Source organism: Phormidesmis sp. 146-12, from assembly GCF_052939495.1.
In genome coordinates this window covers 1-23,167 of sequence record NZ_JBJPHS010000078.1, presented here as the reverse complement: position 1 = coordinate 23,167, position 23,167 = coordinate 1, and the positions used below count along the sequence as shown (strand labels likewise).

Below are 23,167 nucleotides of genomic sequence, written 5' to 3'. Positions count from 1 at the left end.
GCCTCACTTCAGCACCACCCTATTTCATAACAAGATCTGTTGATATAAGTCTGTCACTCTATTCATCAAATTTTCGATGGCTCTAATCAACTACAAAACCCAGAATGATCACCTACGATTTAACATCAAAAGTCCCCAATTCTTTAGTGGAGCCGACTCACCTCTCGCCCATTACGGTTTACTATCTGCGTAAGCTCCTGCGCCAAAACTTCGATCGCCTGCTTCCCCTTTCAGATAGAACCGTGGACAGTGCTTTGCTAGATAGGTCTCAAGGGGGGGAGCGATCGCAGGGGATGGTTCTTGAATTAGAGAAGTTAGTCCTTCAGCATGAAGCCTTGAGCAGCCGGGGCGCAAAACATCTACCCGAATTGAAACACGCCGAGCAAGAAATTTTTCGACTGTTGGGCTTCAAAGTTCAAGAAACGCTGCCTCAAGCGACCATTCTCGTCGTGGATGACACACCAGAAGTGCTGCAATTTCTCTCAGATGCGCTCACCCAAGAAGGCTATGAAGTCTGTAGCGCGATCGACGGCGGTATTGCACTCAATCGGGCGCGTGACATTCAGCCAGACCTGGTGTTGCTGGATATTATGATGTCGGGGATTGACGGCTACGAGGTCTGTGAGCGACTCAAAACAGATCCGTTGACCAGCAAGATTCCCGTTATTTTTATCAGCGCAATGGGCGACAGTCTCGACAAAGTAAAAGCCTTTGGGGTCGGGGGTGTGGACTATGTGACCAAACCGTTTCAAATTGAGGAAGTCTTTGCCAGAGTCGAGCATCAGTTAAAGCTGCGAAGCCTGCAAAAAAGACTCGAAGAACAAAACGTTTACTTACAGATTCAGATACAGGAACGACAACAGATTGAGGAACGCTATCGAGATGTATTTGACAATGCTGTAAATGGCATGTTTCAGACCACTCCAGACGGTCGCTTTTTAAGGGTGAACCGATCGCTGGCTCAACTACTCGGTTATTCATCGCCAACAGACTTGATCAGCGCGATCGCTCACGTTGCCGAACAGCTATATGTGCGTCCTCAGAGGCGATCAGAGTTTGCGACTTACCTTCAGCAATACGGCGCGGTCAATGATTTTGAGTCTCAGGTCTACTGCAAAGACGGCCGCATGATTTGGATTTCGGAAGATGTGCGGACGGTCAAAGACGCTCACGGCAATCTGCTATTTTATGAAGGCATCGTCAAAGATATCACCGCCCGCAAACAAGCCGAAGAAAAAGGACTGCGCGATCGCATCAAGTCAGAGCGATTTTTTCTCAACTTCTTGCTGCAAATGGAAGGCTTGATAGAGCAATCCTAAATCGGCTATAAAAATCTTGCAATAGCGGGTTCTTACTGATTCGTTCTTGTCCATTAGTTTACGACTAATCACTAACTGCTATAGCAATCCTAAATGAGTCATGAACAGGTTTTTGTCGCTCCGTTCCAGTCCGCTTCAGCCCCCTAAATCCCCCAAAATTGGGGGACTTCAAGCCCAGAATCCGAGTTCAAAGTCCCCCAGATTGGGGGATTTAGGGGGCGAAGATCTCGGCAATAAACGATTAAGCAACTTGTGTGTACACGGTAGCTCCTTGGGGAGAGGGCTAGGGTGAGGGTGAAATTTCGGAGTTATTTAATCCACGATCCTATAGAGGCAAAACGATAATTCTGTTATCTGCACATGACTCACTACGAGTATCAAGTCGGCGGCAGCCTCAAAAAAGACGCGCCTAGCTATGTGGTGAGGCAGGCAGATCTTGACCTCTATGCGGCGTTGAGGGCGGGAGAGTTGTGCTACGTGTTTAACTCGCGGCAGATGGGAAAGTCGAGTTTGCGCGTTCGGACAATGCAGCGATTGCAGGCGGTTGGCGTGTGCTGTGGGGTAATTGATATGACGTTGATCGGCACCCAACAAGCCACTCCCGAACAATGGTATGCCTCGCTTGCGGCTTCTCTCGCAAATAGTTTTTGTCTCAATGTTCAGGTGAGCACTTGGTGGCGTGACTTTGCTCACTTGTCTTTGCCGAGTCGATTGGGCGAGTTTTTGGCGACAGTTTTGCTGACTCAAGTTCAACAGCCGATCGTCATCTTTATCGACGAAATCGACAGCGTTCTCAAGCTCAAGTTTGGTGTGGATGACTTTTTTGGGCTGATTCGCTATTGCTACAATCGACGGGCGGATGATCTGACTTATCAGCGGTTGACCTGGGTGTTGATGGGTGTGACGACTCCTTCAGATTTGATGGGCGATCCCTTGCGGGCCACTCGAAAAGATCGGTCTGAGACTCCGTTTAATATTGGGCGAGCGATCGAGCTACAGGGCTTTCAAGAACACGAAGCACTCTCGCTGGCGGATGGGTTAATTGGACGGGTGACCACTCCACAGGCCGTGCTGCGATCAATTCTCACCTGGACAGATGGACAGCCCTTTCTCACTCAAAAGCTATGTCAGATGGTCGCGCAGGCAAGTCAGTCTACAGTGCAGGGAATTTTGAAACTGCCGCCGGGGAGTGAGTCTTTTTGGGTGGAGCAGTTGGTGCGATCGCACATTCTCAAGGATTGGGAAACTCAGGACGAGCCAGAACATTTGCGAACGATTCGCGATCGGCTCTTACAAAATCAGCAGCGGGGACGATTGTTGGGCGTATATCAGCAGGTGTTGATGGGGAATGAAATAGACAGCACGAGCATTGAGAGTATTGATTTGAGGCTGTCTGGATTGGTGGAGCGATCGCCGGGGGCGCTCAGGGTAAAGAATCGGATTTATGAGCAGATTTTTGACCTGGTGTGGGTTGAGAAACAGTTCAATCAGCTTCGACCTTATGGGCTGGCGCTGGAGGCTTGGGTCACTTCTCAAAAACAGGACGAGTCGTGGTTGTTGCGGGGTCAGGCGTTGCAAAGTGGGCTGGAATGGTTACAGGGTAAGCAGTTGAGTGAGGTCGATCGACAGTTTCTCGAAGCAAGCCGGGAGTTCGATCAGCGATCAATGCAAGAAACCTGGACGATCGAACAACTCAAAGCTGAAATTCAAGTTCTCTCTGATACGCTACAAACGATTAGACAACAGCGATTTTGGCTCATTCTTTGTCTGGGTTTGAGCGTTGCGTTTCTCGTGAGCCATTTGAGATAGGAGCCACTTTGATGACAACAGAACTGACAACCGATTATCAAAATGTTTTGGCAAATGCGGCTAGTCGAACGGGCCGCCCCAACCCCGATCGCGTGGTAGAAGCACTGCTGGAAGCTGAGAAAGCGGCTAAAAAACAGCGACTCACCTATCCGCTCACATCCTTGCTGGGTCAGTGGCGACTGTGCTTTACCACGGGGACTCGCAAGCTTCGCAAAAGGGGCGGAATTGCTTTGGGCAAAGGGTTTTATCTCCCTCAGTTTGTCCCGGCGGGGATCGGATTTAGTCCGGTGGCGGAGCGGGACGATTATGCAACGATTAACAATCAAATTCAAGTGGGTGGGTTGCAGCTAAAGTTCACCGGATTGGCGAAATATTTGGGCAAAAAGAACCTGCTGGCGTTTGATTTTTCTCAAATTCAAATTAGCGTTGGTAAGTATGCAATCTATGCGGGTCAGTTGCGAGGCGGCAAGACGGATTTTGAGGAACGATCGGTTGCCCAACTTCCTTTTTTCGCCTTCTTTTTAGTAACAGAAACCTTTATTGCAGCACGCGGTCGAGGCGGCGGATTGGCGCTATGGACTCGTGAATAATTTCCCCCCTGCCAAATCTGGAGGATTTTAAGACGGGAGCATCCCAATTGTGCAAAATAGCTAAATTTTTGATGTCAAAGGTCAATCGCTTCGTTTTGGTTGGCTTCAGCCCCCTAAATCCCCCATTCTGGGGGATTTAGGGGGCGATGGATTCAGGCAATGACCGATCAATACACAATTGGGATGCTCCCCTTTAAGACAAGACTTCCAGTTCAAAACTTCTCGCGGGTTAAATCCGTTATGAGTTTCTGTGATTAATCACGAAACGGAAAGTTCTATCGAATTCATATTAGTTTTATATATTCTAAAATCCCCTACAACCAGAGACTCAAGCTTCAAGGCCGTAAGGGTTTTTAAGTAGCTTCGATGGTCATTTTTGATGACTATTTAGCTTCGAGTTTGGCAGTGTTTGATCCGGCTAGAGACTGACCGAAACTTGTTTCTGCAATGTACTTGTTTAGAAAAGTTGTGGCAAACGAAAGCACGATCGGAGCCAGCACGATCGCCAGCAGTCCATGTACGGCAAACCCCGGGACAAACAGAGACGCTAACCAGAAACACACCCCGTTAACAATCAACGAAAACGTTCCGAGTGTCAGAAATGTGACTGGTAGCGAGAGAACTGAGAGAATCGGCTTAACGAACGCATTGACCAATCCAATCGAGATCGCAGCTAACAATGCAATGGGAAACGTAGCAATATCCACACCGGGAACTACTAAGTCAACCACTAATAAACCCAATGCACTCGTCAAGGTGGTTAGAAAAAAGCTCAACATTTGATATCTCCTAAATGAATTTTGGAATGGAAAGTTTACACCCTGCCTTCGAGTTTTTCTTCATGCTTGGTAATCGCCCAAACTGCATGAATCACACCGGGAACCCACCCCAAGAGCGTCAGCAAAATGTTGATCAGCAAAGCACTACTAATGCCGTAGGTGAGAAAAACACCGATCGGGGGAATCAAAATACCCAACAAAAGACGAATCAGTTTCATGGAAGTTACCTCAAAGTGATAGAAAATGGTGGATTTGGAAAGGGTGAAACTATTTAGTCATAGCCGTTTGGAGCAAGCCTTTCAGGTGTTGGCGGATTTGCTGTTCTTTTTGAGCGACAGACGTTCCTGCTTCACCAATTCGAGTTTCTAGTTCCAATTGTTTAGTCTGTAGTGGATCAGATCCGGTTGCTTCAGCGTTTACTTTTGCTTTTTCATACCAGATAGAAAAGTTTTCTAGGCGTTGTTGAAGAGATTGTTTGGCTGTCAGATAGCGATCGCTGTAGCGTTCTGTCAGTTTTACATCCCATTTGCTCAGTTGATTTCTAAATTCGGCAGACAGAGCATTAAAAATTCTGATGGCCAGAGTTTTGAAATCGGTAGAGGAAGAATTCTCAACAGTAGCTTCTTCAGTACTCTGGTTCAAGTTTCCAGAAATTGTAGAAACTGTGTCTTTAGCAATCAGACCAATTTCACCTGAGCCTTCTTTGAATTCATTAATCGCTTGAGAAGCAGCATTTTTGAATACTTCACTGATGCGAGTCAGTCGCGTTCCACCTGCTGTTTTAACTTTCTCGAAATCGTCTGCTAGACGGTCTTTAATGGAATCAGACATGAGTGACCTTCCTTACAAGATATTGAATTAGAAATCGTTGAATAGAACAAAACTCAGACTTAAGCAGTCACCTTTTCGCTTTTGCGATTTTTGAGTTGTTCTAGAAGAATTTGCGAAACTTCTGTAACCAGCAGCGTAGCAATCAAGCCATCATCAATCCAGCCTACGATCGGGACTGTATCGGTCAACAAATTCAAAGGACTCAGCAGATAAATCAAACTGCCTAAAATCATGAGCCAGCGATACTTAGAATTCCGAATGGTGGAGCGATACCAGGCGTAAAGCGGTTGAGTGAAAAACTTCATTGGCTTGCTTTTGGACTACAAATCTATCTTTACAAATCCTGTTTGAAACTTCTGGTGTGGATAACCCACGATTTTGGCGTAGCATTCCCACCTGGGGAGGGAGGAGGGAGGAGGGAAGAGGGAAGAGGGAAGAGGGAGGAGGGAGGAATTTAGTGGAGATGGCTGTGAAGGTCGTAGTTAGAGAGGGATGAACAATAATTTGGTAATGCTAATTGGTAATGCTAAATATGAGAGCTTGAACTCACGATCGTTAATGACTTTAATATTTTTTAGTGCATCACTGCGGAATAACTTTTGCAACAGAGTGTGAAATGATTAGCGATCGCGATCTACGATACTTTTATCTCATGAAACAATCATGAAAACTAAAGCTTTCTCACCCCGAATCAGCCTTTAATCATGAATTACCAGGTCGTTCACAGCACCGTGGGACGGTTTCGGTTTCGAATTCCCCAACTTGCGCGGGATGTTGAATTTGCAGAGCAATTAGATGGATTGGTGCGATCGCTCGAATCGGTGACCAATGTGCGGATTAATTCTGCTGCCGCTTCGCTGATTGTTTGTTATAAAACTAGCCCAGCCGAAACCGTTCAAAATGCCATTGCCGCCTGCATTCATAAACTCAGCGATCGGGCGATCGTTCCTTCAATTCCCTGCGATGAGAACGCTGCTGAAACTGAGGACGCTTCTAAAACGCTCGACCTGGAACCCGAAATCAATCACTGGCGAGATTTAGGAATGCCCTGCTTGAGTCTGAGTGTTGCCCTGCTGGCCGCTCCGTTGGAGTTGCCTGTGGTGGTCGTCGGGGCTGCGATCGCAGGGGCGGCCATGCCGTGGCTTGCTCGCGCTTCAGACAGTTTGATTAACCAACGCCAGCCCAATATTGATTTGCTCGACTCGCTGTGGATGACGATGCAAACGCTTCAGGGTCAATTCGTCGCGCCCGCGCTCAAAACCTGCCTGGTCGAAGTCAGACGATCGCTGCGAGGCACCTCCGCCGACAATCGAACCCAACAGGCGCTCGAAAAGCTGGATTGGCTAGAACAGTCAGTTTGGGTAGCGCGAGACGGACAGACCCTTCAAGTGATTGCCACTGAGATTCAAGTGGGCGATCGCGTCAAAGTTGAGGCAGGCGATGTGATTCCCGTTGATGGTTGGGTAGTGTCTGGGACGGCTCTGGTTGATGAATCGAATCTCACCGGGGACTCAGCGCCCGTGGTTTGCTCGCTTCGAGACAGCGTGTTTGCATCCGCGATCGTCCGAGACGGCGGTTTAGAGATTTTGGCAGAACGCACTGGCCTAGAAACGCGGATTGGCTGGATGGTTCAACTGATTCAATCGGCTCCCGTACACGACACGCAGATTGGCATTCATCAGGCAGAATTTGTGAGAGCCGCGATCGTGCCTACCATTTTTCTAGGCGGCACTGTGTTTGCACTAACCGGAAATCTGGGAGCCGCGATTTCACCGTTTCAATTTGACTTTGGCAGTGGCATTCCCATCTCGGTTCATACGACGCTACTATCAGCGCTTACTTACGCCGCAGGTCAAGGAATCTGCATTCGCAGCGCCCGCATTTTAGAACTGCTGTCTCAAGTGAATGCGATCGTTCTGGATGAAGAAACCATTTCACAAGCGTCGAGTCAAGCCATTGCACAGCTACAAAGTCAGGGCATTGCTATTTATTGGATCACATCTGAACCATTGTCTAAAGCGAGTGTGAAAGCCAATTCTTTGAGCATTCCAGCAGATCACGTCTGGGCAGACGCTTCTTCTAATAATCTCGATCGCTTAATCTGCGGGCTTCAACATCAGGGCAAAACGGTGGCTGCGGGGTGCGATTCTGGAAACGTTTCGATCTCGTTTTCCCATCCAAAAAGTTCTGAGCTATTGACAGATGTTGTGATTTCAAGTGATGTGCAGGGATTGGTCGAAGCCATTGCGATCGCTCAACACGCGATGAGTCTGGTCTATCAAAACACAGCAATCATTGTTGCTCCCAATCTCTTGATGCAGATCGGCGGGGGAATGTTCTTGGGCTTAAATCCTGTGTTGAATGTGATTGTAAACAACAGTTCGGCCTTTGTAGCTGAGTTTGTGAATGGGGCGCGTCCCTTTGATCCGCGATCGCTCGATCGTCGTTCTCGAACTTTGAAAGCGATCTCCGCAGGAACGCCCATTTTCAATGCCTTTGCCAACACACTCAATCAGCGCGAACTGGCGAAACGACTGCGGGTGACTTCTCAAGCTTTGACAAGTTGGCGATCGAAGCCCGATTTCTCAACCTGGGCCCAGCAAAAAGATCCCGAAGGAACGCCCTGGCGGTTTGACTCAGCTACAAAATGCTTTTATGCGATCGTCCAGGCAGATTCTCAGCTTCAACCGACACGGTAGGGAGTTTACAGTAGGGAGTTTTCGGTGAAGTTGCATCCATTAAATCTCACTAGCCCCCTTAAAAAGGCTACCGTGTCCACACAAGTCGATCGATCTAGCATCGCCGACAGGCTTCGCCCCCTAAATCCCCCAATCTGGGGGACTTTGAGAAAGAAAGGCTTCTAGAAGGCAAAAAAACTTCTCAGGACTGCAAAGTTCCTCACTCGTGGGGGTTTAGAGGGCTGCCCGGATTAATCACCGTAGCGAAAGTTTCATCGAATTCACGTCTTTTCAAGGGGGCTAGGAGGGATGAAAATCTGTGCCACCCCACCAAGAACAGGGACGAGAATAATCCTGAATTTGCGATCTAAATTTACAATCCTGAATCACTGCAAAAGCAAAAATCCCCCACTTATTAAAGCAGGAGATCTGATTGCAATTTGATTTAGCGGGTTCGATTTTAACTGCTCAACTAGTGTGGTGATTTGCACTCGTTTCCGTAGAGTTTCATTTGGCCATCTGGCATTGTCTGAGTACACCAAACCCCTGCCGACTGCCAAACTCTCATCTGGTGCCAGGAAACCTCGATCGCGCTAAAAGTCAAAAGCAAAGCGATCGGGGGAGCGACTAAAAGAAACGCAAGTCTACGGATGTTGAGAAAATCTGGATGCTCAATCATAACGTCTCCATTGAGTATTGTTGATGGGTATTGTTGAATGGACTGAAACCTGCGATCGGATCTGAAGATAAATCAAATTCGCAAAAGCGAGAGAATGCTCAAGAAGTTTGCCTAGTTCACCTTTTTGTAGGGTCGAGAAAATTGACAGGGTGAGCAGTTCTTTCTTAATTAGAATTAAACCACTTATCCTGATTAAACGAGCAAAACCTTAGATTTTCTTCTCAATGTTCTTGACTTCAGGTTTTGATTAATCACGCGATAAGTAGAGCAGATTGATTGGATCGAAACTATCTAGAAATCGTTACAAAAAAGAACTGATGACTTTAGGATATCACCAGTTCTCAGTAGGCATTTTCGATTCCAGAGTCGTCCTTGGTTGTTAACTTCTATCCCCACTTCAGAAGAGCCGTGAGTCAGGATAGAACGTTAAATTAGAATGTTTCGTCTAGCTGAATTCCTTTACGACTTAACTGTATTAACCGATCGTGACTTCGCGAGGCATTTTATCTTCAGAACCATTCTTTGAGTCGGCTATATCAGCCTTCGCTTCCGCAATCAGATCTTGGACAGATTCACTTGCTTCTGCAAAGGTGTGCTGCGCTTTGTCAAAGACTTCAAACGCCCACACCAAACCATCTTTAGCAACTGTTCTTGTCGATTCGGAGAGGTTACTTCCGGTCATTGAATCCACCGCACTCACCACAGGAACTATCACAACTGCCCCAACGCCCACTGCGATCGCAGTCAACGGCTCCAGCCCAAACAACAAAGCCTCTAATTCAAACATGGGTCATCAATCTCCATAAATAGAATGAACAAGACGGCACCCACACAGTTATCTACCCTGTCACGATCGACCACTAATATACAAGCCTGATGATGGTTTGTATCGAGGTTTGTGAGGCGTGATCAAGAAAAAATGACGAGGTAGAAAAATGATGTGAGAAGTCGGTGACAAGAACCAAAAGTTTGTTGAATCTCTTAAAGCCTGGTCACCTCCTTTTTCTTACCGATACCTGGGAGGTAGTTCATTTATAATACCAACAAATTCTGTTTAGAAATCGGTTTCTTGATTTTCTTAAGCTTGCTTAATAATGCAACATTAACCTCTCTATCTTTTCTAAAATTAATGGGAAGTTGATGATTAAATCGAGGTCGGCAGATCGTGAAGGATAGAGTCTAATCTAATGATCAGATTGAGCACATTTGCACCTAGATCTTAACCATTAGTCTTCGTTAATCCAGGGTTAGGAAGAACTGAATAGAAACGCTTCAAACCGATGGGTTCATTACTCTATAATCCAATTGTATAGAGATATCTATTCAATGAATCAAAGCGTGTGAGAGTTTTCGATGTTAATTGAGGTTGCTGGCTAAAAACAAAAAACATCAGGCATCCAACCTGGCTGATTTTTTAGAGTTGAGGAATAAAACTGTCTTAAGTTTCTAGCTGCCTCGTGACTAATGATCGAATTCTAATCCACCTTTAGCCAACGCCAATTTAGACCTGATCAAAAGACCCAATTCGATCGTCTAGATTCAACAAACTAACGCTTAATCAGTCACTATTCTGCTCGAACCTAAAAGCGATCGCAATTGAACGGCGATCGCTTTCTGTTCCCATATTTTCCTACGTTCTCTGACACAAACTTACTCTGGAGGCATCGCACTATGGCATTCATCAAGGTTGAAGATGTCGTGATCAACACGTCCTATATTGCGGCCGTCCGTTTAAAGGGGCAAACTCGTTCCGGTGAGGCAGGCGTGTCGCTGCTGGTTGCGGTGCCGACTGCTTCTTTGCTCCAGCAAGAGGTGCCTTCTCCAGGTCTCTATCACTATGAGTGGCTAGAGTTTACGGGCGAGTCAGCCAAGGCGCTTCAGGATTTTTTCAGCAGCTTCAACAATGTGATTGATCTGTTGCCAAAGCGAAGTAATCCCATGCTGGTTAGTCCACCTCATCAATGTGTAGGCGAATCTTCTCCTTCTTGAAAAAGCGATTTCTTTCGCATTCAGCACTGTGTTGCTCAAGGTGAGTGATTTCTTTAACCGTTGTGTGTTGGTTTCTATTTCCCAGAACGCTGAGTTTGACACTCCGGCTGAGTTTGCGATCGAGACGATGGTACTTTACGGCTTTCCCCCAGGGAGAAAAACACCGCCTCGATCAAGCTACAGATTTTAGGGAATGAAGTATTCATAAACGCCCAAGATCACCATGAGCAGTCCCGATAGTACGCCTGCCGAGATTCCGGTCATTTTGGCGGTGAGCCGATCGCCTAGAAAGTATCCAACCACGATCGCCAGAATGCTACATCCAAAGGTCAATATTGTAGTGATGGCAATATTCAAGCCCGAAATACCTGCGCCGACTCCGCTTCCCAGGTTATTGATAGTGAGACCAAAGGCAATGGCGATCGATTCCTTTACGTCGATGTGTCCAGAGCGATCGAGGTCAGCTTTTGCCGGGTCTTCCAAAAATCCTTCGTAGGCAATGTCATCTAACAGCGTGGTGTCAGATTGCATCACAGCCGCATCGCCATAGGTTTCGGAATAGTCAGACGAGTGAATTCCCGCCGCAACGAGCGATCGTGTCATCTTTCTAGCTCTATTTTTCTCGCGGGCTTTCTTTTTTTCACGTTCCAATGTGTCCCAGATGCCGATAATGCCAATCACAATCAGCACGCTACTCCCCAAAACATTAGCGACAGGGCCAGGTAGATAGCGACTGATCACATTTCCGACCGAGAGCGAGAGAATGGTTCCTAATGCTGACACAACTGCAATTAACAGGTTACTAAAAATGCCGATCTTGAGTTTTTTAACGCCATAGGCAACTGCAACCGCAAAGTTATCAACGTTTGAGGAAGTAGAGAGGAGGAATGAAGACAGAAGATGAGTCATGGGAATGCTCCGTTGAAGGTGTGAGGAGGAAGGGAGGAGGGAGGAGGGAGGAGGGATGGGTAATGATGGTCTGTGGAGATTACTTTCTAGTGATTGCTCTACCCATTCAAAATCTATTCAAAATCTATTCAAAATTATTGAAGAAGATTTGTTTCGATCGTGAGTCTTGTGGTCGATTAGCAATACTGAACTTTAGATTCTGCGTTCATCGTGCTGTAGCGATCCTATCCTCAGATGGGTTGCAGAAGCGCTGAACTAACATTGATGCTGGTGGCGAAAATGTCTACAAAAAAGTGTCAGAAGTCTGGGTAGTAGTCCCCAAGACAATCTCAAATCAGCCCTCCGACGCCCCCAACGACTCATCATCAGCAACACTAGGACGAGAAAACAGACAACGCCAGCAATCCAGCCTCCCAAAATGCGACTTTCTAACTGCATCTCGTCAGGTAAAGCCAGAAAAACCAGCATTCCGAACATGGCAGATAGTCCAATCCGACCACGGGAGTCTAAATTGTTGAGTGCGTTGAGCAACAGTCCTCGGCTGCCTCTAAACGACGATCGCAGTGAGGAGCGATGCGATCGAGGGGGTGAATTGAGATTTATGGGTTTCGTCCGGAGGGTTATCCAGGGTCAAAACAGGGGTTATGCCAAAGTGATCTTTGAGTGCTACAGATCTGGGAGAGCAACCCAAATTCTCCACTGGTGGGGGACTTCAAGCCAAAGAAGTATTGAATTCTCAAAGTCCCTCAGACTGGGGGATTTAGGGAGCGAAGGATCTGTAGCATTCACAAATTGATTGGATATTACACAGCAAGAGCAGCGTCCCCAAGTCGAACTAGAAAGCGAGTTGTGACTCTGATCAAAAACTGCTGTAGGTCTGGGATACGTGAGAAATTAAGGGGAAAATATCCAAAGCAGATCGCTCATAGATAAATCTGTGCCAGCGCTGGGGGCGAGGGGCAAACAGACTGCTTGAGCCGTGTTGTCACTATTCAGAAACCTGATTAAAACTGCTGAAATGCAGCGAACGTTTTTAACAAATGCCAAAGGCAGTCTGGGTAGGCTGGTCGATTAAGTAAAGAGACCAATCAGAATGAAACGTTTATAAAAAAGCTTTGATAGCGGTAGCTTTGCAGTGCCCAAATGGGGGAGTCGCTTGCTATTAGGTATTAGTCTACTGCAAAGGTTGAGGAGGAAAGTAAAAGTTTTGTGAAGAACATTCACCAGATAAGAGAGAATCATCACCTTTAATCAATACCTCTCTCTTTTATCGCCCTACTGGATTAGGTTTTATTAGAAATGAAGGCGTTGGTGATTGGAGGGATGAATACGTGGGAAGTGTCCATCTTTTCGCCCCCTAAATTCCCCAAAATTGGGGGACTTTGAACCTTGGGTTTCCCGCCGCTTTGAGGCAATTCATCCCACGATTCAGCAATGCCGAAATGAATTAGATGTCAACCTTTTTAGCTGATTTTCCTGTCCATTTTCTCCAGCGATCGAGCGATCGACTCATGCGTTCTGGCTGGTCGTCTCCGGCAAAGCAGATTCGTTCTAGGCGCTCACAGGCAATTAGCACTTCACCCTCGCCCAAGGTGGGATTGATCACAAAATTTCCAGGCTTGGTGTAAAGGCTAACCAGATAGGTGACGATGCCCTCAATTCCTTCGACATTGATCGATTGTTCAGGCTTGAGAATCAAATGATGAGAGAAAATGGCGATATAGAGCTTGCCCACTAACAGTTCAAATCGAAACGGCATTCGCTGCTGTTGGCATAGTTCAAAGATTTTGCCTTCGGAGCAGATTACAGCGACAATGCGGGCTTCGTCGGCGAGATAGTCATGCTGCCAGCGATCGGGCGTGATGATGGCCAAAGCAGCATCCGACGGGAGGCGATCAATAAAGTCTTCGCTGGCCGTGTCGCCACAGTAGACCAAATGCCTTTCGAGTAGCCACTCATCCCCGATCTGAATTTCAGGGGTGGGGTGATCAGAGACGATCGCCTCTTTGCGCTGAGATTTGCGAGTGGCTGACCTGGCGGCTTTTTCGGCTTCGGTGCTGCGAAGGGCGACGAGTTGCAGTTCTTTTTGTTTGGCTCTGGCGGCGGCGGCGATTTTGGCTTGCTCGTCTGCTTCGGCTTGTCGGCGGTGGGCGGTGGCTTCTCGCAGGGCTTGTTCGGCCTGTTCGGCGCGTTTGCGATCGTCGCTCCCGGCTCTGGCCACTTTGAGCAGCGCTTTGGGACTTTTGGCGATCGCCGTTCCTCGCAGTTCTTGTTTGATCTCTGGCGCAATGTCTCTGGCGATCTGTTTGCCTTGCTGAAAGGTACGATCGTTGTAGCCTGTCTCTTTGGCCAATTCCAGTGTGGTTTTGGGAGGGGGTGAACCGGGTACACTGCCTCGCTGGGTATATTGATTGTCTCCCGATCGGGCCCGCAAGCCCATGCGATCGAGAATCTGGTCGCGTTCTAGCCAAAGCTCTGCGCGTTCGAGGGCTTCTAGCTCGTTGCGGATCAGATTTTCGTCAATCTCGGCTAGACGGGTGCGATCGTGGTCGGTGTAGTTAACGACGTTGCATTCAATTTCGGTAAACCCCAGCAGTCGGCAGGCGGTGAGGCGATGGAGTCCTGCAATCAGAGTAAGATTTTGATCGAGCGTGATGGGATTTAGCAGTCCATTTGTTTGGATCGATTGCATCAGTTCAGATACTTTTTGATCCTTCAGGGCGCGTCGGTTTTGCCCGATGGTGACTTTATCGATCGCGATGAGAGACATAAGTGGACGGGGTTTAAGGGTTTGTTAAGGCGCTCAGGTCAGCAAAGATAGTGAGGGCGGGGCTGTTTAATGAATCGGTTGATCGAGGTCAGGATTTCTTATTCTTCTACGGTAGCGCCCATTTAATCATTCGATCAAGGAATCGCAAAACTCATCTCTGAGCGGTGTTCATGATTAGTTAGACGGAGATTTTTAATGCTCAGACAATATAACAGATTGCTCGATCGGGCGAAACGCTCTAATAGCCCTTGACCAAATTCAACTTCGTGGTAGTGTCAAGGGAAGGTTAGGCAAAATTTCAATCTTTGATCCAGCATTTTCGCTTCTTGAAGTCTCTTCAGCACGATTAGTTTGCCTTAGCTACAGTCTTCAAAATCCGCTGTAGGATAGTGTTTCGGCGTTGCTGAATCCAAGTATGAAGGGTTGAGTTTGATAGGCCGGCAGTTCTCCAAAATTGGCAGCTTGAGGGGCAGATTTATACCCTTATCCTGCAATGCCCTTTTTGACGGTTCCCTTGACGATCGCCACCGACACGACTCATCCTTACTAGATCAAGCCGATGATGTGATGATCAGCCTTGAGACGCTTGTCTAAATGAATTGCGTTTGACAGGCTACTTTCAGCGACGAAATTAAAAAATTGTTAATTAACCCAAGGCAACGATGCCAATTTAAACTTTATGGCTATCAAAACCATTGATGCTGTTGTCAAACCGATTTCTTCCGCTTCGCAGTCCGTTTGCTATCAAGTTGCCCATAGGGTTCCGGGGCGGGTGCGGATTAAAGTTCCTCGTGTAAGCAGCGATGCGGACTATGCCCACAAGCTCAACTGGTTTGTCGAATCATTGAACTTTGTGACCAGCGTTCGGATTAATTTTTTAGCCAGTTCTGTTGTAATTTACTACCAGGTCGGCGTTGACAGCGAGACGGTACAAGCCTCTTTGGTAAAAGCATTAGAGCGAGCCAGCACCGAAGAAATTCCGCTAGAAGCGATCGTCACCAAAACAGAGCTTCGTCCTGAAATTGACTGGCTAGAACGGTTGGGGTTGCCCATGACGAGTTTGGGCGTGGCGCTATTGGTGCAGCAGTTAGCTTTACCGATTCCAGGATTGCTTTTGGGCGGATTGGTGACAGCGGCCGCGTTGCCCTTCTTAATGCGAACCGTAGACACCACAATCAAAGAAAAACGGCTGGATGCAGACATCCTGGATGCCTTGTGGATTACGCTCTACACCGTCAAAGGAGACTATGTAGCACCCGCGCTGATGGTGAGTTTGATGGAGTCGGGCGAAGCGCTGAGAGACACGACGGGACGATCGCACGAGCGGCAGATTCTCGATTTGTTTAGCGGGCTAGACGCTTACGCACGAGTCGAGCGATCGGGACAAGAACAGCGCATTCCCCTCGAAGAATTACAACTGGGTGATCGGGTGATCGTCTACCCCGGAGAGCGCATTCCTGCCAGTGGGCGGGTGTTTCGCGGCATGGGACTGGTCGATGAACATGAACTGACCGGAGAATCGACGCTGGTTTCTCGCTCCGAAGGTCAAGTCGTCCATGCTTCGACGCTGCTCCTCGAAGGAAAGCTTTGTGTCCTGGTCAAGCGCGTTGGCAAAAATACGCGAGTCGGTCTCACAGTGCAACTCCTGCAACAGGCTCCCGTTCATGACACCCGCGTCGAAGATTACGCTGCAAAATTGGCGAATATGGCGATTGCGCCCACGCTGACATTAGGCGGACTGATCTTTGCGCTGACGGGCGATGTTTCTCGTGCGCTGGCTCCGCTGCATCTAGACTTTAGTCATGGAATTCGGCTCTCAGTGCCGACGACGGTGCTTTCGGCCCTCACCTACGCTGCCCGTAATGGGATTTATATTCGCAGCGGCCGGGCACTAGAAGTTTTGTCTCGCATGGATACGATCGCCTTTGACAAAACGGGCACGCTCACCCAGGGAAATGCGGCTGTGGTTGCGATTCAGACGGCTCACCCCACCATTTCAGAAGAGGACGTATTGAGGTTGGCGGCTTCTGTTGAGCAAGAAAATACCCATCCCGTTGCCAAAGCCATTCTGCGCTACGCTGCCTCCAAAGAGATTCAAGCCCAACCCTGCGAAACCTGGGACTACCGCATCGGACTGGGAATTGTCGCCGTAATCGAGGGAGAACAAATTTTGGTGGGCAGTCCGCGCTTGATGCGTCAGGAAGGGGTAGAAACCGGAGACATCGATCGCCGCTATCCCAACCTCAATCACCATTCTCTCGTTTATGTCGCCAAAGCAGGCAGCCTGTTGGGAGTGATTGCCTACACCGATCCATTGCGTCCAGAAGCGGTCAAAGTTGTGCCACGTCTGCAAAGTGAAGGGATCGACACCTTTATGCTCACGGGTGACAATCAGGGCGTTGCTGAAGACGTGGCAACCAAACTGGGAATTTCGGTTCACAAAACCTATGCGGAAGTGATGCCCCAGGGCAAGGTTGAGACGATTCAACGGCTGCAAAGCAATGGGCGCGTCGTGGCGTTTATTGGAGAAGGCATCAACGATGCGGCGGCGCTGGCTCACGCAGATGTGGCGATTTCCTTTGCGACGGGCAGTGATTTGGCCCGAGAAACGGCTGATGTCGTGCTGCTAGACGATGACTTGTGCGAGATTACCCATGCGATCGCCATTGCCAAACGAGCGATGGATATTGTCTATCAAAACACTGCGATCGTGGCGGTTCCTAATATTAGCGTCGTGCTGGCTGGCATTGTCTTTGCGCTCGATCCGATTTTGGGTGTGATTATCAGCAACGGCTCGATGCTGCTTGCCGAGTTAAATAGTTTTCGTCCGCTGTTTGATCCGGGTCAAGATCCCTTTGCCAAAGAGTTTGATGTCAAGAAACCAGAGCCAAAACGATTGCCCTCGATCGAGATGAAACCTGGGACGGTAGCGATCGCGTAAAAAATCGGACACTCCTAATTGGACATCACTGGATGGAGAATTGAGTCTGCATAATAGTCGCAAGATTGAAATTTGCAGTCAAAGTGAACCATCTCATCGAATTTATGCCCACTTGAGTGAGTCGTTTTGGATCATTGCTCATCGTCTATGGTCACGGGGGGAAGTCTGCACCATTTGAAAAGCGCTGTTAAGAGTTGGGGAGGCAATTTAAAAAAGAGCTTATTCTAAGGGCATCACTCCTCACCCTTAAGCCGCCATGCCTCGATGTCCTGTTTGTCAAACAAAAGTAGACGGCCAGACCGCGCTCTTCGAGTTACCCGCAAGGGGTCGCTGTCCCTCTTGTGATTGGGAGCTTCAGGCGTTACCCTTTTTGATCGGTCTGGTGCCCGAAGTCGTTCAAAAAGAAGCCACCCGACTGGAGTGGGCAAAACAACTCTGGAAATCCGCCAAACTGCACGTCCTTCAACTTCAACAAATCCAGCGCCAGCTTCAAGAAAGTCACGATCGAGCCAAACATCTCCAAGCCCAATTAGACCAGGCGCTGTACGAAAACACAACCTGGGCAGAAACCCTACGCGAACGAGAAACGATCGTCGTTTATTTACAAGACCAATTCGCCCAACTCCAGTCCAAACAAGACCAATTCATCCAAACCCTCAACACGCCGCCGCTCCTCACTTCCCATCCCTCCTCCCTCCTCCCTCCTCCCTCCTCTCTCCTCACCGACCCGATCGCCGAAACCATTTCTCTCGACACGATCGCCCTCCCCGGCGGCAGTTTTTGGATGGGGTCACCCGATACCGAAGCCGAGCGAGACAGGAACGAAAGTCCGCATCACAAAGTGATCGTGGCTCCCTGCGCGATGGGGAAATTTCCGGTGACGCAGGCTCAGTGGCGAGTCGTCGCAGCCCTGCCCAAAATCAACCGATCGCTCAGTCTGTGTCCTTCTAACTTTGAGGGAGACGATCGCCCCGTTGAGCAAGTGGCCTGGTATGACGCAATCGAGTTTTGCGATCGACTTTCAGCGCACACCGGGCACCTTTACCGCCTCCCCAGCGAAGCCGAGTGGGAATATGCCTGCCGCGCCGGGACGACCACCCCCTTTTATTTTGGCGACACGATCAGCCCCGATCAAGCCAACTTTGACGGCAACTACACCTACGGTAACGGCTTATCGGGTACATATCGGCAAGAAACCACGGCGATCGGCACCCTTCAAACGCCTAATGCTTTTGGACTCTATGACCTGCACGGCAACGTTTGGGAATGGTGCGCGGATCACTGGCACGAAAATTATGAGGGCGCTCCTCTGAACGGTCAGCCTTGGGAAGATGAAGACGGCGGCACTTATCGGATTTTGCGAGGCGGCGCATGGTACTGTCTACCGGGATTATGTCGATCGGCGCAGCGACACTGGAATCAGCCCGACACGGGAGGCAGCGGCATTGGATTTCGAGTGGCGCGATCGCTGCAAGTAAATCGTGAGGGATCGCTTCAATAATTCGGCGTTTTTAGCCAGTTGCTTCAAGAAACTTCACTGTATCTTAAGACTAGGTGCGATAAGATTTCAGTATTCTTCTAACCAATCACAAAAACGGTTCTCAACAATGCTTGTTTGGGGTTAGAAGGATTGTTCCAGGTTTTCGATTAGCGCTTCTAATTCGTTTTATTGTGATGTCAAATGACCGTCTCATTTGATTCATTTTGCTGCATCACAAGCATGATAGAAAAGCACGCTGACCTGGCACCTAGAACGAGTTTACAGACTGCTTGACGAGAGAAAATTGACGAGAAAACAGCGAGGTCATCGTGTCAAAACAGGTAGAGCAATTTCATAAGCTGGTGTTACGCAATCGAGTCTTGACCGAAAGACTAAAAGCCGCCGCCGATCGACCGAGTTTTGTGCATTTAGCAGTCCAGATCGGCAAAGAAAACGGCTATAACTTCACCCATCAAGAAGTCGAAAAATATGTCGATCGTCACTTCTTGTTATTGATGAGCCAGTTTTCTTAGTTTTTTGACGATTACCATTGCAAAACCTCTCTACAGAGCATTCACAAAGTTGTAGAGTTCAGATTCACAAACGCTTCAAGAAGCTTATCGTAGTCATTTGCAAAACTGGTATCACGATTGTCTATCGAGTCTTCATAAAGATTCCATTTTCAATTCCAGAGTTTGTTGTAGACTCATGGTTAATTGAGATTTAAATCGTAAGCAACAGCTTTGAGCGATTAATAACTCGATTAATAACTCAACGTCTTTTGTTAACTCAATGTCTTTTGTTAGCTCAATGTCTTTTGTTAGAGATTCAGGATACTTTCGAGACTCAGCGATCGACTAGAGAACGCTGTCAGGCTTCACACATTCAAGACTACGAGTTTGGGCGTTGCTGATTGGAGGGATGAATCTGTGAGAAGTGTCCATCTTTTCGCCCCCTAAATCCCCCAAAAATGGGGGACTTTGAACCTTGGGTTTCCCGCCGCTTTGGGGCAATTCATCCCCTGATTCAGCAACGCCCAAGACTACGAGTTTGAATCATCGGCTTAAGCGCCTTCTGGGGAAGTGTCTTTAGTCGAGTTCTCAAACGAACGATCGCATTCATCAGAACAGCACTCTCGATGACGGCGATTGCTTCACAGCATGTATTTAGCTTTTCTATATTCCGCTTTCCTACATTCGGCTTTCCTAGCACTGATGCAGGTTTGCTCACTCACTCATCCCAAGTTAGGAGAATCTCATGGTTGCTGCATTTGCGACAGACTCATTTGTAACCGTTGAAAACATACATTACGAAATTGTGCATTGGATGCCTGGACGGTTCCGCATTCGGATTCCCCGCCTCTCCAGGGATGAGGAATATGCTCAAAAGCTCAAATATCTGGTCGGCTCTCTCAGCTTTGTCAACGAAACGCGCATCAATCCGGCAGCAAATTCCTTAATTGTCGAATACCAACATCAAAACAGCGCGGCTCAGATTGCGATCGTTCAAGAAAAGCTGTTTCGGATGATTCAAGATGCGCCTCAGACTGCGGTTGATATGGCGCTAGTTGCTGCGGCTTGTGAAGACAAAAAAGCTAACAATGAAATTGATTGGGTAGAACGATTAGGCTTTCCCGCAGCAGGTTTGATTCTCAGTCTGGCTGCGATGGCTGGTGCACCGATTCCGCCGCTCTTGATTGGAGGTGTGGTCTTTGTGGGTGCCATTCCGGTCTTCAAACGCGCCTGGGAAGCGATCGAGCAAGAACAACAGTTAACCATCGACTTTTTGGATGGATTAGCGATCGCACTGCACACCGCCACAGGTCACTTCTTTGCACCTTCCTTTATGTTGGGTCTGGTCGAAGGGGGCGAGGCGATTCGCGATATGACGGCGCGCGGTAGCGAACGGGCATCCCTGGATCTGCTTGACTGTCTGGGCAAGACGGCCTTTGTAATTCGAGATGGTCAGGTGGTTGAGATTCTCACTCAGGAAGTGATTGTAGGCGATCATGTGGTGGTCTATCCCGGTGATCAAATTCCGGTTGATGGTGTAGTGCTAGAAGGAACAGGCATCCTCGACCAGTGCAAACTCACAGGGGAATCGGTTCCGGTGACGCGCACGATCGGAGAAGAAGTCTTTGCCTCGACGCTACTAGTAGATGGTACTTTGACCATTTTGGCCGAACGCTGCGGTAACAACACTCGTGCAGGAGTAATTGTCAACTTAATGCAGGCGGCACCTGTGCATGACACACGGGTTGAAAACTACGCGGCATCCGTGGCAAACCAGATGGTAATTCCGACCCTGTTGATCGGGGCTGGTGTAGGGCTGGCGAGTGGAAATTTGAATCGAGCGATCGCCCTGCTCACACTAGACTTTGGAACTGGAATTCGGGTTTCTGTGCCAACTACAATTCTTTCAGTTCTCACCTATGCCGCTCGTAATGGAGTGCTGATTCGGAGTGGTCGAGCCATTGAAATCTTGGCAAAAATCGACACTGTAGTTTGTGACAAAACCGGGACGCTGACGATCGGACATGCAGGCGTGAATGACATTGATGTTATGGTGGACAACTTCACCAAAGACGAAATTCTCTGTTATGCTGCCAGTGCCGAAAAAGGCTTGACCCACCCAATTGCAGAAGCGATCGTTCACCATGCCAAAGACACGGGCGTGGCGCTCAAGGAATGCGAAGAGTGGGAATATAAGGTCGGTTTGGGTGCGGTTGCCAAGATTGACGGCATGACAATTCTAGTCGGCAGTCCGCGCTTTATGAAGCAGGAAAATGTCGATTTAGAACCCTATGGCATTCGCTATCCCGATGGACTTGCGGGCGGACAGTCGCTTGTTTATGTCGCAGGGGATGGACAGCTACTCGGCGTAATTCGCTACAGCGATCCCCCTCGTCCCGAAAGTAAGGAAGTGATTCGTGAACTCAAGCGGATGGGCATTACGGTTCACATGCTGACGGGGGATGTGACACGGGTCGCCCACTCGATCGCTAACAACCTTGGCATCAATCCCAAACACGTCTACGCAGAAGCTTTCCCTGAGAAGAAGGTAGAAGTGGTCAAAGCGGTACATGATAGCGGCAAGACGGTAGCATTCTGTGGCGATGGGATCAATGATTCGGCGGCTCTGGCTTATGCAGATGTGTCGATCTCCTTTGCAGGTGCCACAGATATTGCGAGAGAAACGGCGGATGTGGTCTTAATGGAAGATGACCTGCGCGGCTTAATCATGGCGGTCAAATGTGCCCGACAAGCAATGGATATTATCTGGCAGAACACGGCGATCGTGGCTGCTCCCAACTTAGGCGCTCTGCTTTCCGGGATCTTCTTTGCGCTCGATCCACTACTAGCCGTCGTGATCAACAATGGAACGGCAATTCTGGCAGAACTCAATGGTCTACGTCCACTGATGGACCCTGGTGGCGAGATTCCAATGGGACACCAACTCAGCGCTGCCGAAATCGCGGATGAAGAACAACGGCTTAAAGATGTGGCAGAACATAATCTCAGTCAAGCAAAATCAACTACTCCCACTGCTAAGAGTGACGTTGTAACCGTTGATGTGAGTTCTGTTGCGATTACAATCTCCAACGGTCACGGGAACCCAAAGGATGTAGAAACGGTAATCAGCACAAATGGCAAAGTTGATTCCGTAATTCCTGCTATCTCCAACGGTCACGGAACTACAAATGGTAACGGTCAGGGCCTCGTGAAAGAAATAGAAGCGATCGTACCTTCCACAACCAACAAACCTGCTGATGATCTGGTCGCTCCTTCTACCTCCAATGGTCATCAGATTGCCCAAGACATCGATGCAGTGGTGATCACAAGCTCCAGCGAAGTATCTTCACTCCGACTTCCCGCGCCTCTGGGGAGGATGAAACAATCTGACCTGGCGAGACGGTTTGGCATTGCGACTCAAAGCTTAACTCGTCAGCGATCGAGTTCTGACTTTACGACCTGGAGCCAGTCCAAAGATCCTGAAGGCATTGCCTGGTTTTATGAGCCAGCCACCAAATGCTACTACACGATCGAAGTTGAGCGTCATGTGCAAATCAACAGTCCGATTGATCAAGCCCGAAACAGCGGGAGGACAGCGATCGAGGTTTAATCTCTAAAACATTTTGGCCCTTAGAGGATGTTTGAAAAGCATCAAATCGTCTGGAGATCCCCCCAGCCCCCCTTAAAAAAGCTGCCGTGTACACACAAGTCGTTATCGCCTCGTTTCAGGCGGCTTCAGCCCCCTAAATCCCCCAGTCTGGGGGACTTTGACATAAGGAAAGATTTCTAAAGTTCAAAGCCAGGACGACGGCTCAAAGTCCCCCAGTTTTGGGGGATTTAGGGGGCGAAGGATCTCAGCAATGACCGATCGATCGACGTAT

The 23,167-nt window shown here is 48.5% G+C and carries 17 protein-coding genes; 9 read left to right on the top strand and 8 right to left on the bottom strand.

Annotated elements, in window-relative coordinates; genetic code table 11:
* The first annotated feature begins 104 nt into the window (after positions 1 to 104).
* The 3 genes from ACKFKF_RS25425 (at position 105) to ACKFKF_RS25415 (ending at position 3,718) form a co-directional block, all read left to right on the top strand.
* A complete protein-coding gene (locus tag ACKFKF_RS25425; protein WP_446870234.1) occupies positions 105 to 1,319 on the top strand; it encodes a response regulator in 1,215 nt (404 codons plus the stop codon).
* A gap of 360 nt (positions 1,320 to 1,679) precedes the next feature.
* Complete coding sequence (locus tag ACKFKF_RS25420; RefSeq protein WP_446870233.1) at positions 1,680 to 3,128, top strand: AAA-like domain-containing protein; 1,449 nt, start codon at positions 1,680 to 1,682, stop codon at positions 3,126 to 3,128.
* 11 nt (positions 3,129 to 3,139) lie between these two features.
* Positions 3,140 to 3,718 (top strand): hypothetical protein, encoded by a 579-nt coding sequence (locus tag ACKFKF_RS25415; protein ID WP_446870232.1) that lies wholly within the window; start codon positions 3,140 to 3,142, stop codon positions 3,716 to 3,718.
* 383 nt (positions 3,719 to 4,101) lie between these two features.
* Here the strand turns inward: ACKFKF_RS25415 and ACKFKF_RS25410 are convergent, their stop codons facing one another.
* Genes ACKFKF_RS25410 through ACKFKF_RS25395 form a run of 4 tightly spaced genes read right to left on the bottom strand, consistent with a single transcriptional unit; the run spans position 4,102 to position 5,633 of the window.
* Positions 4,102 to 4,497 (bottom strand): phage holin family protein, encoded by a 396-nt coding sequence (locus tag ACKFKF_RS25410; protein ID WP_446862180.1) that lies wholly within the window; start codon positions 4,495 to 4,497, stop codon positions 4,102 to 4,104.
* A 35-nt stretch (positions 4,498 to 4,532) separates the two neighbouring features.
* The gene (locus ACKFKF_RS25405) at positions 4,533 to 4,715 is read right to left on the bottom strand and encodes a YqaE/Pmp3 family membrane protein (RefSeq protein ID WP_446870231.1); all 183 of its coding nucleotides are present in this window, start codon (positions 4,713 to 4,715) and stop codon (positions 4,533 to 4,535) included.
* 49 nt (positions 4,716 to 4,764) lie between these two features.
* Complete coding sequence (locus ACKFKF_RS25400) at positions 4,765 to 5,328, bottom strand: hypothetical protein (protein WP_446870230.1); 564 nt, start codon at positions 5,326 to 5,328, stop codon at positions 4,765 to 4,767.
* 59 nt (positions 5,329 to 5,387) lie between these two features.
* Positions 5,388 to 5,633 (bottom strand): YkvA family protein, encoded by a 246-nt coding sequence (locus tag ACKFKF_RS25395; protein ID WP_446870229.1) that lies wholly within the window; start codon positions 5,631 to 5,633, stop codon positions 5,388 to 5,390.
* Positions 5,634 to 6,032: 399 nt separating this feature from the next.
* On the opposite strand from ACKFKF_RS25395, the gene ACKFKF_RS25390 reads away from it, so the two are divergent.
* Positions 6,033 to 8,027 carry a P-type ATPase gene (locus ACKFKF_RS25390; protein ID WP_446870228.1) on the top strand — a complete coding sequence of 665 codons (1,995 nt, stop codon included), beginning with the start codon at positions 6,033 to 6,035 and terminating at the stop codon, positions 8,025 to 8,027.
* Between the two features lie 451 nt (positions 8,028 to 8,478).
* Here the strand turns inward: ACKFKF_RS25390 and ACKFKF_RS25385 are convergent, their stop codons facing one another.
* Complete coding sequence (locus tag ACKFKF_RS25385; protein WP_446862175.1) at positions 8,479 to 8,685, bottom strand: hypothetical protein; 207 nt, start codon at positions 8,683 to 8,685, stop codon at positions 8,479 to 8,481.
* Positions 8,686 to 9,160: 475 nt separating this feature from the next.
* Positions 9,161 to 9,472 (bottom strand): hypothetical protein, encoded by a 312-nt coding sequence (locus ACKFKF_RS25380; RefSeq protein ID WP_446870227.1) that lies wholly within the window; start codon positions 9,470 to 9,472, stop codon positions 9,161 to 9,163.
* Between the two features lie 884 nt (positions 9,473 to 10,356).
* On the opposite strand from ACKFKF_RS25380, the gene ACKFKF_RS25375 reads away from it, so the two are divergent.
* Complete coding sequence (locus ACKFKF_RS25375; protein ID WP_446862173.1) at positions 10,357 to 10,674, top strand: hypothetical protein; 318 nt, start codon at positions 10,357 to 10,359, stop codon at positions 10,672 to 10,674.
* Between the two features lie 186 nt (positions 10,675 to 10,860).
* Here the strand turns inward: ACKFKF_RS25375 and ACKFKF_RS25370 are convergent, their stop codons facing one another.
* Positions 10,861 to 11,583, bottom strand: coding sequence for a hypothetical protein (locus ACKFKF_RS25370; protein ID WP_446870226.1), 723 nt, complete (start codon positions 11,581 to 11,583; stop codon positions 10,861 to 10,863).
* Between the two features lie 1,447 nt (positions 11,584 to 13,030).
* On the bottom strand, positions 13,031 to 14,353 hold the full coding sequence (locus tag ACKFKF_RS25365) for a ParB N-terminal domain-containing protein (protein WP_446870225.1): 1,323 nt from the start codon (positions 14,351 to 14,353) through the stop codon (positions 13,031 to 13,033).
* 679 nt (positions 14,354 to 15,032) lie between these two features.
* Between ACKFKF_RS25365 and ACKFKF_RS25360 the strand changes: the two genes are divergently transcribed.
* From ACKFKF_RS25360 to ACKFKF_RS25345, 4 genes are all read left to right on the top strand, one after another.
* Complete coding sequence (locus tag ACKFKF_RS25360) at positions 15,033 to 17,294, top strand: heavy metal translocating P-type ATPase (RefSeq protein WP_446870224.1); 2,262 nt, start codon at positions 15,033 to 15,035, stop codon at positions 17,292 to 17,294.
* A gap of 256 nt (positions 17,295 to 17,550) precedes the next feature.
* On the top strand, positions 17,551 to 18,795 hold the full coding sequence (locus ACKFKF_RS25355; RefSeq protein WP_446870223.1) for a formylglycine-generating enzyme family protein: 1,245 nt from the start codon (positions 17,551 to 17,553) through the stop codon (positions 18,793 to 18,795).
* A gap of 308 nt (positions 18,796 to 19,103) precedes the next feature.
* Positions 19,104 to 19,307 (top strand): Nif11-like leader peptide family natural product precursor, encoded by a 204-nt coding sequence (locus ACKFKF_RS25350; RefSeq protein ID WP_446870222.1) that lies wholly within the window; start codon positions 19,104 to 19,106, stop codon positions 19,305 to 19,307.
* A 724-nt stretch (positions 19,308 to 20,031) separates the two neighbouring features.
* Entirely contained in the window at positions 20,032 to 22,896 is a 2,865-nt protein-coding gene (locus ACKFKF_RS25345; RefSeq protein WP_446870221.1) for a heavy metal translocating P-type ATPase, read from the top strand.
* Positions 22,897 to 23,167 lie beyond the last annotated feature (271 nt).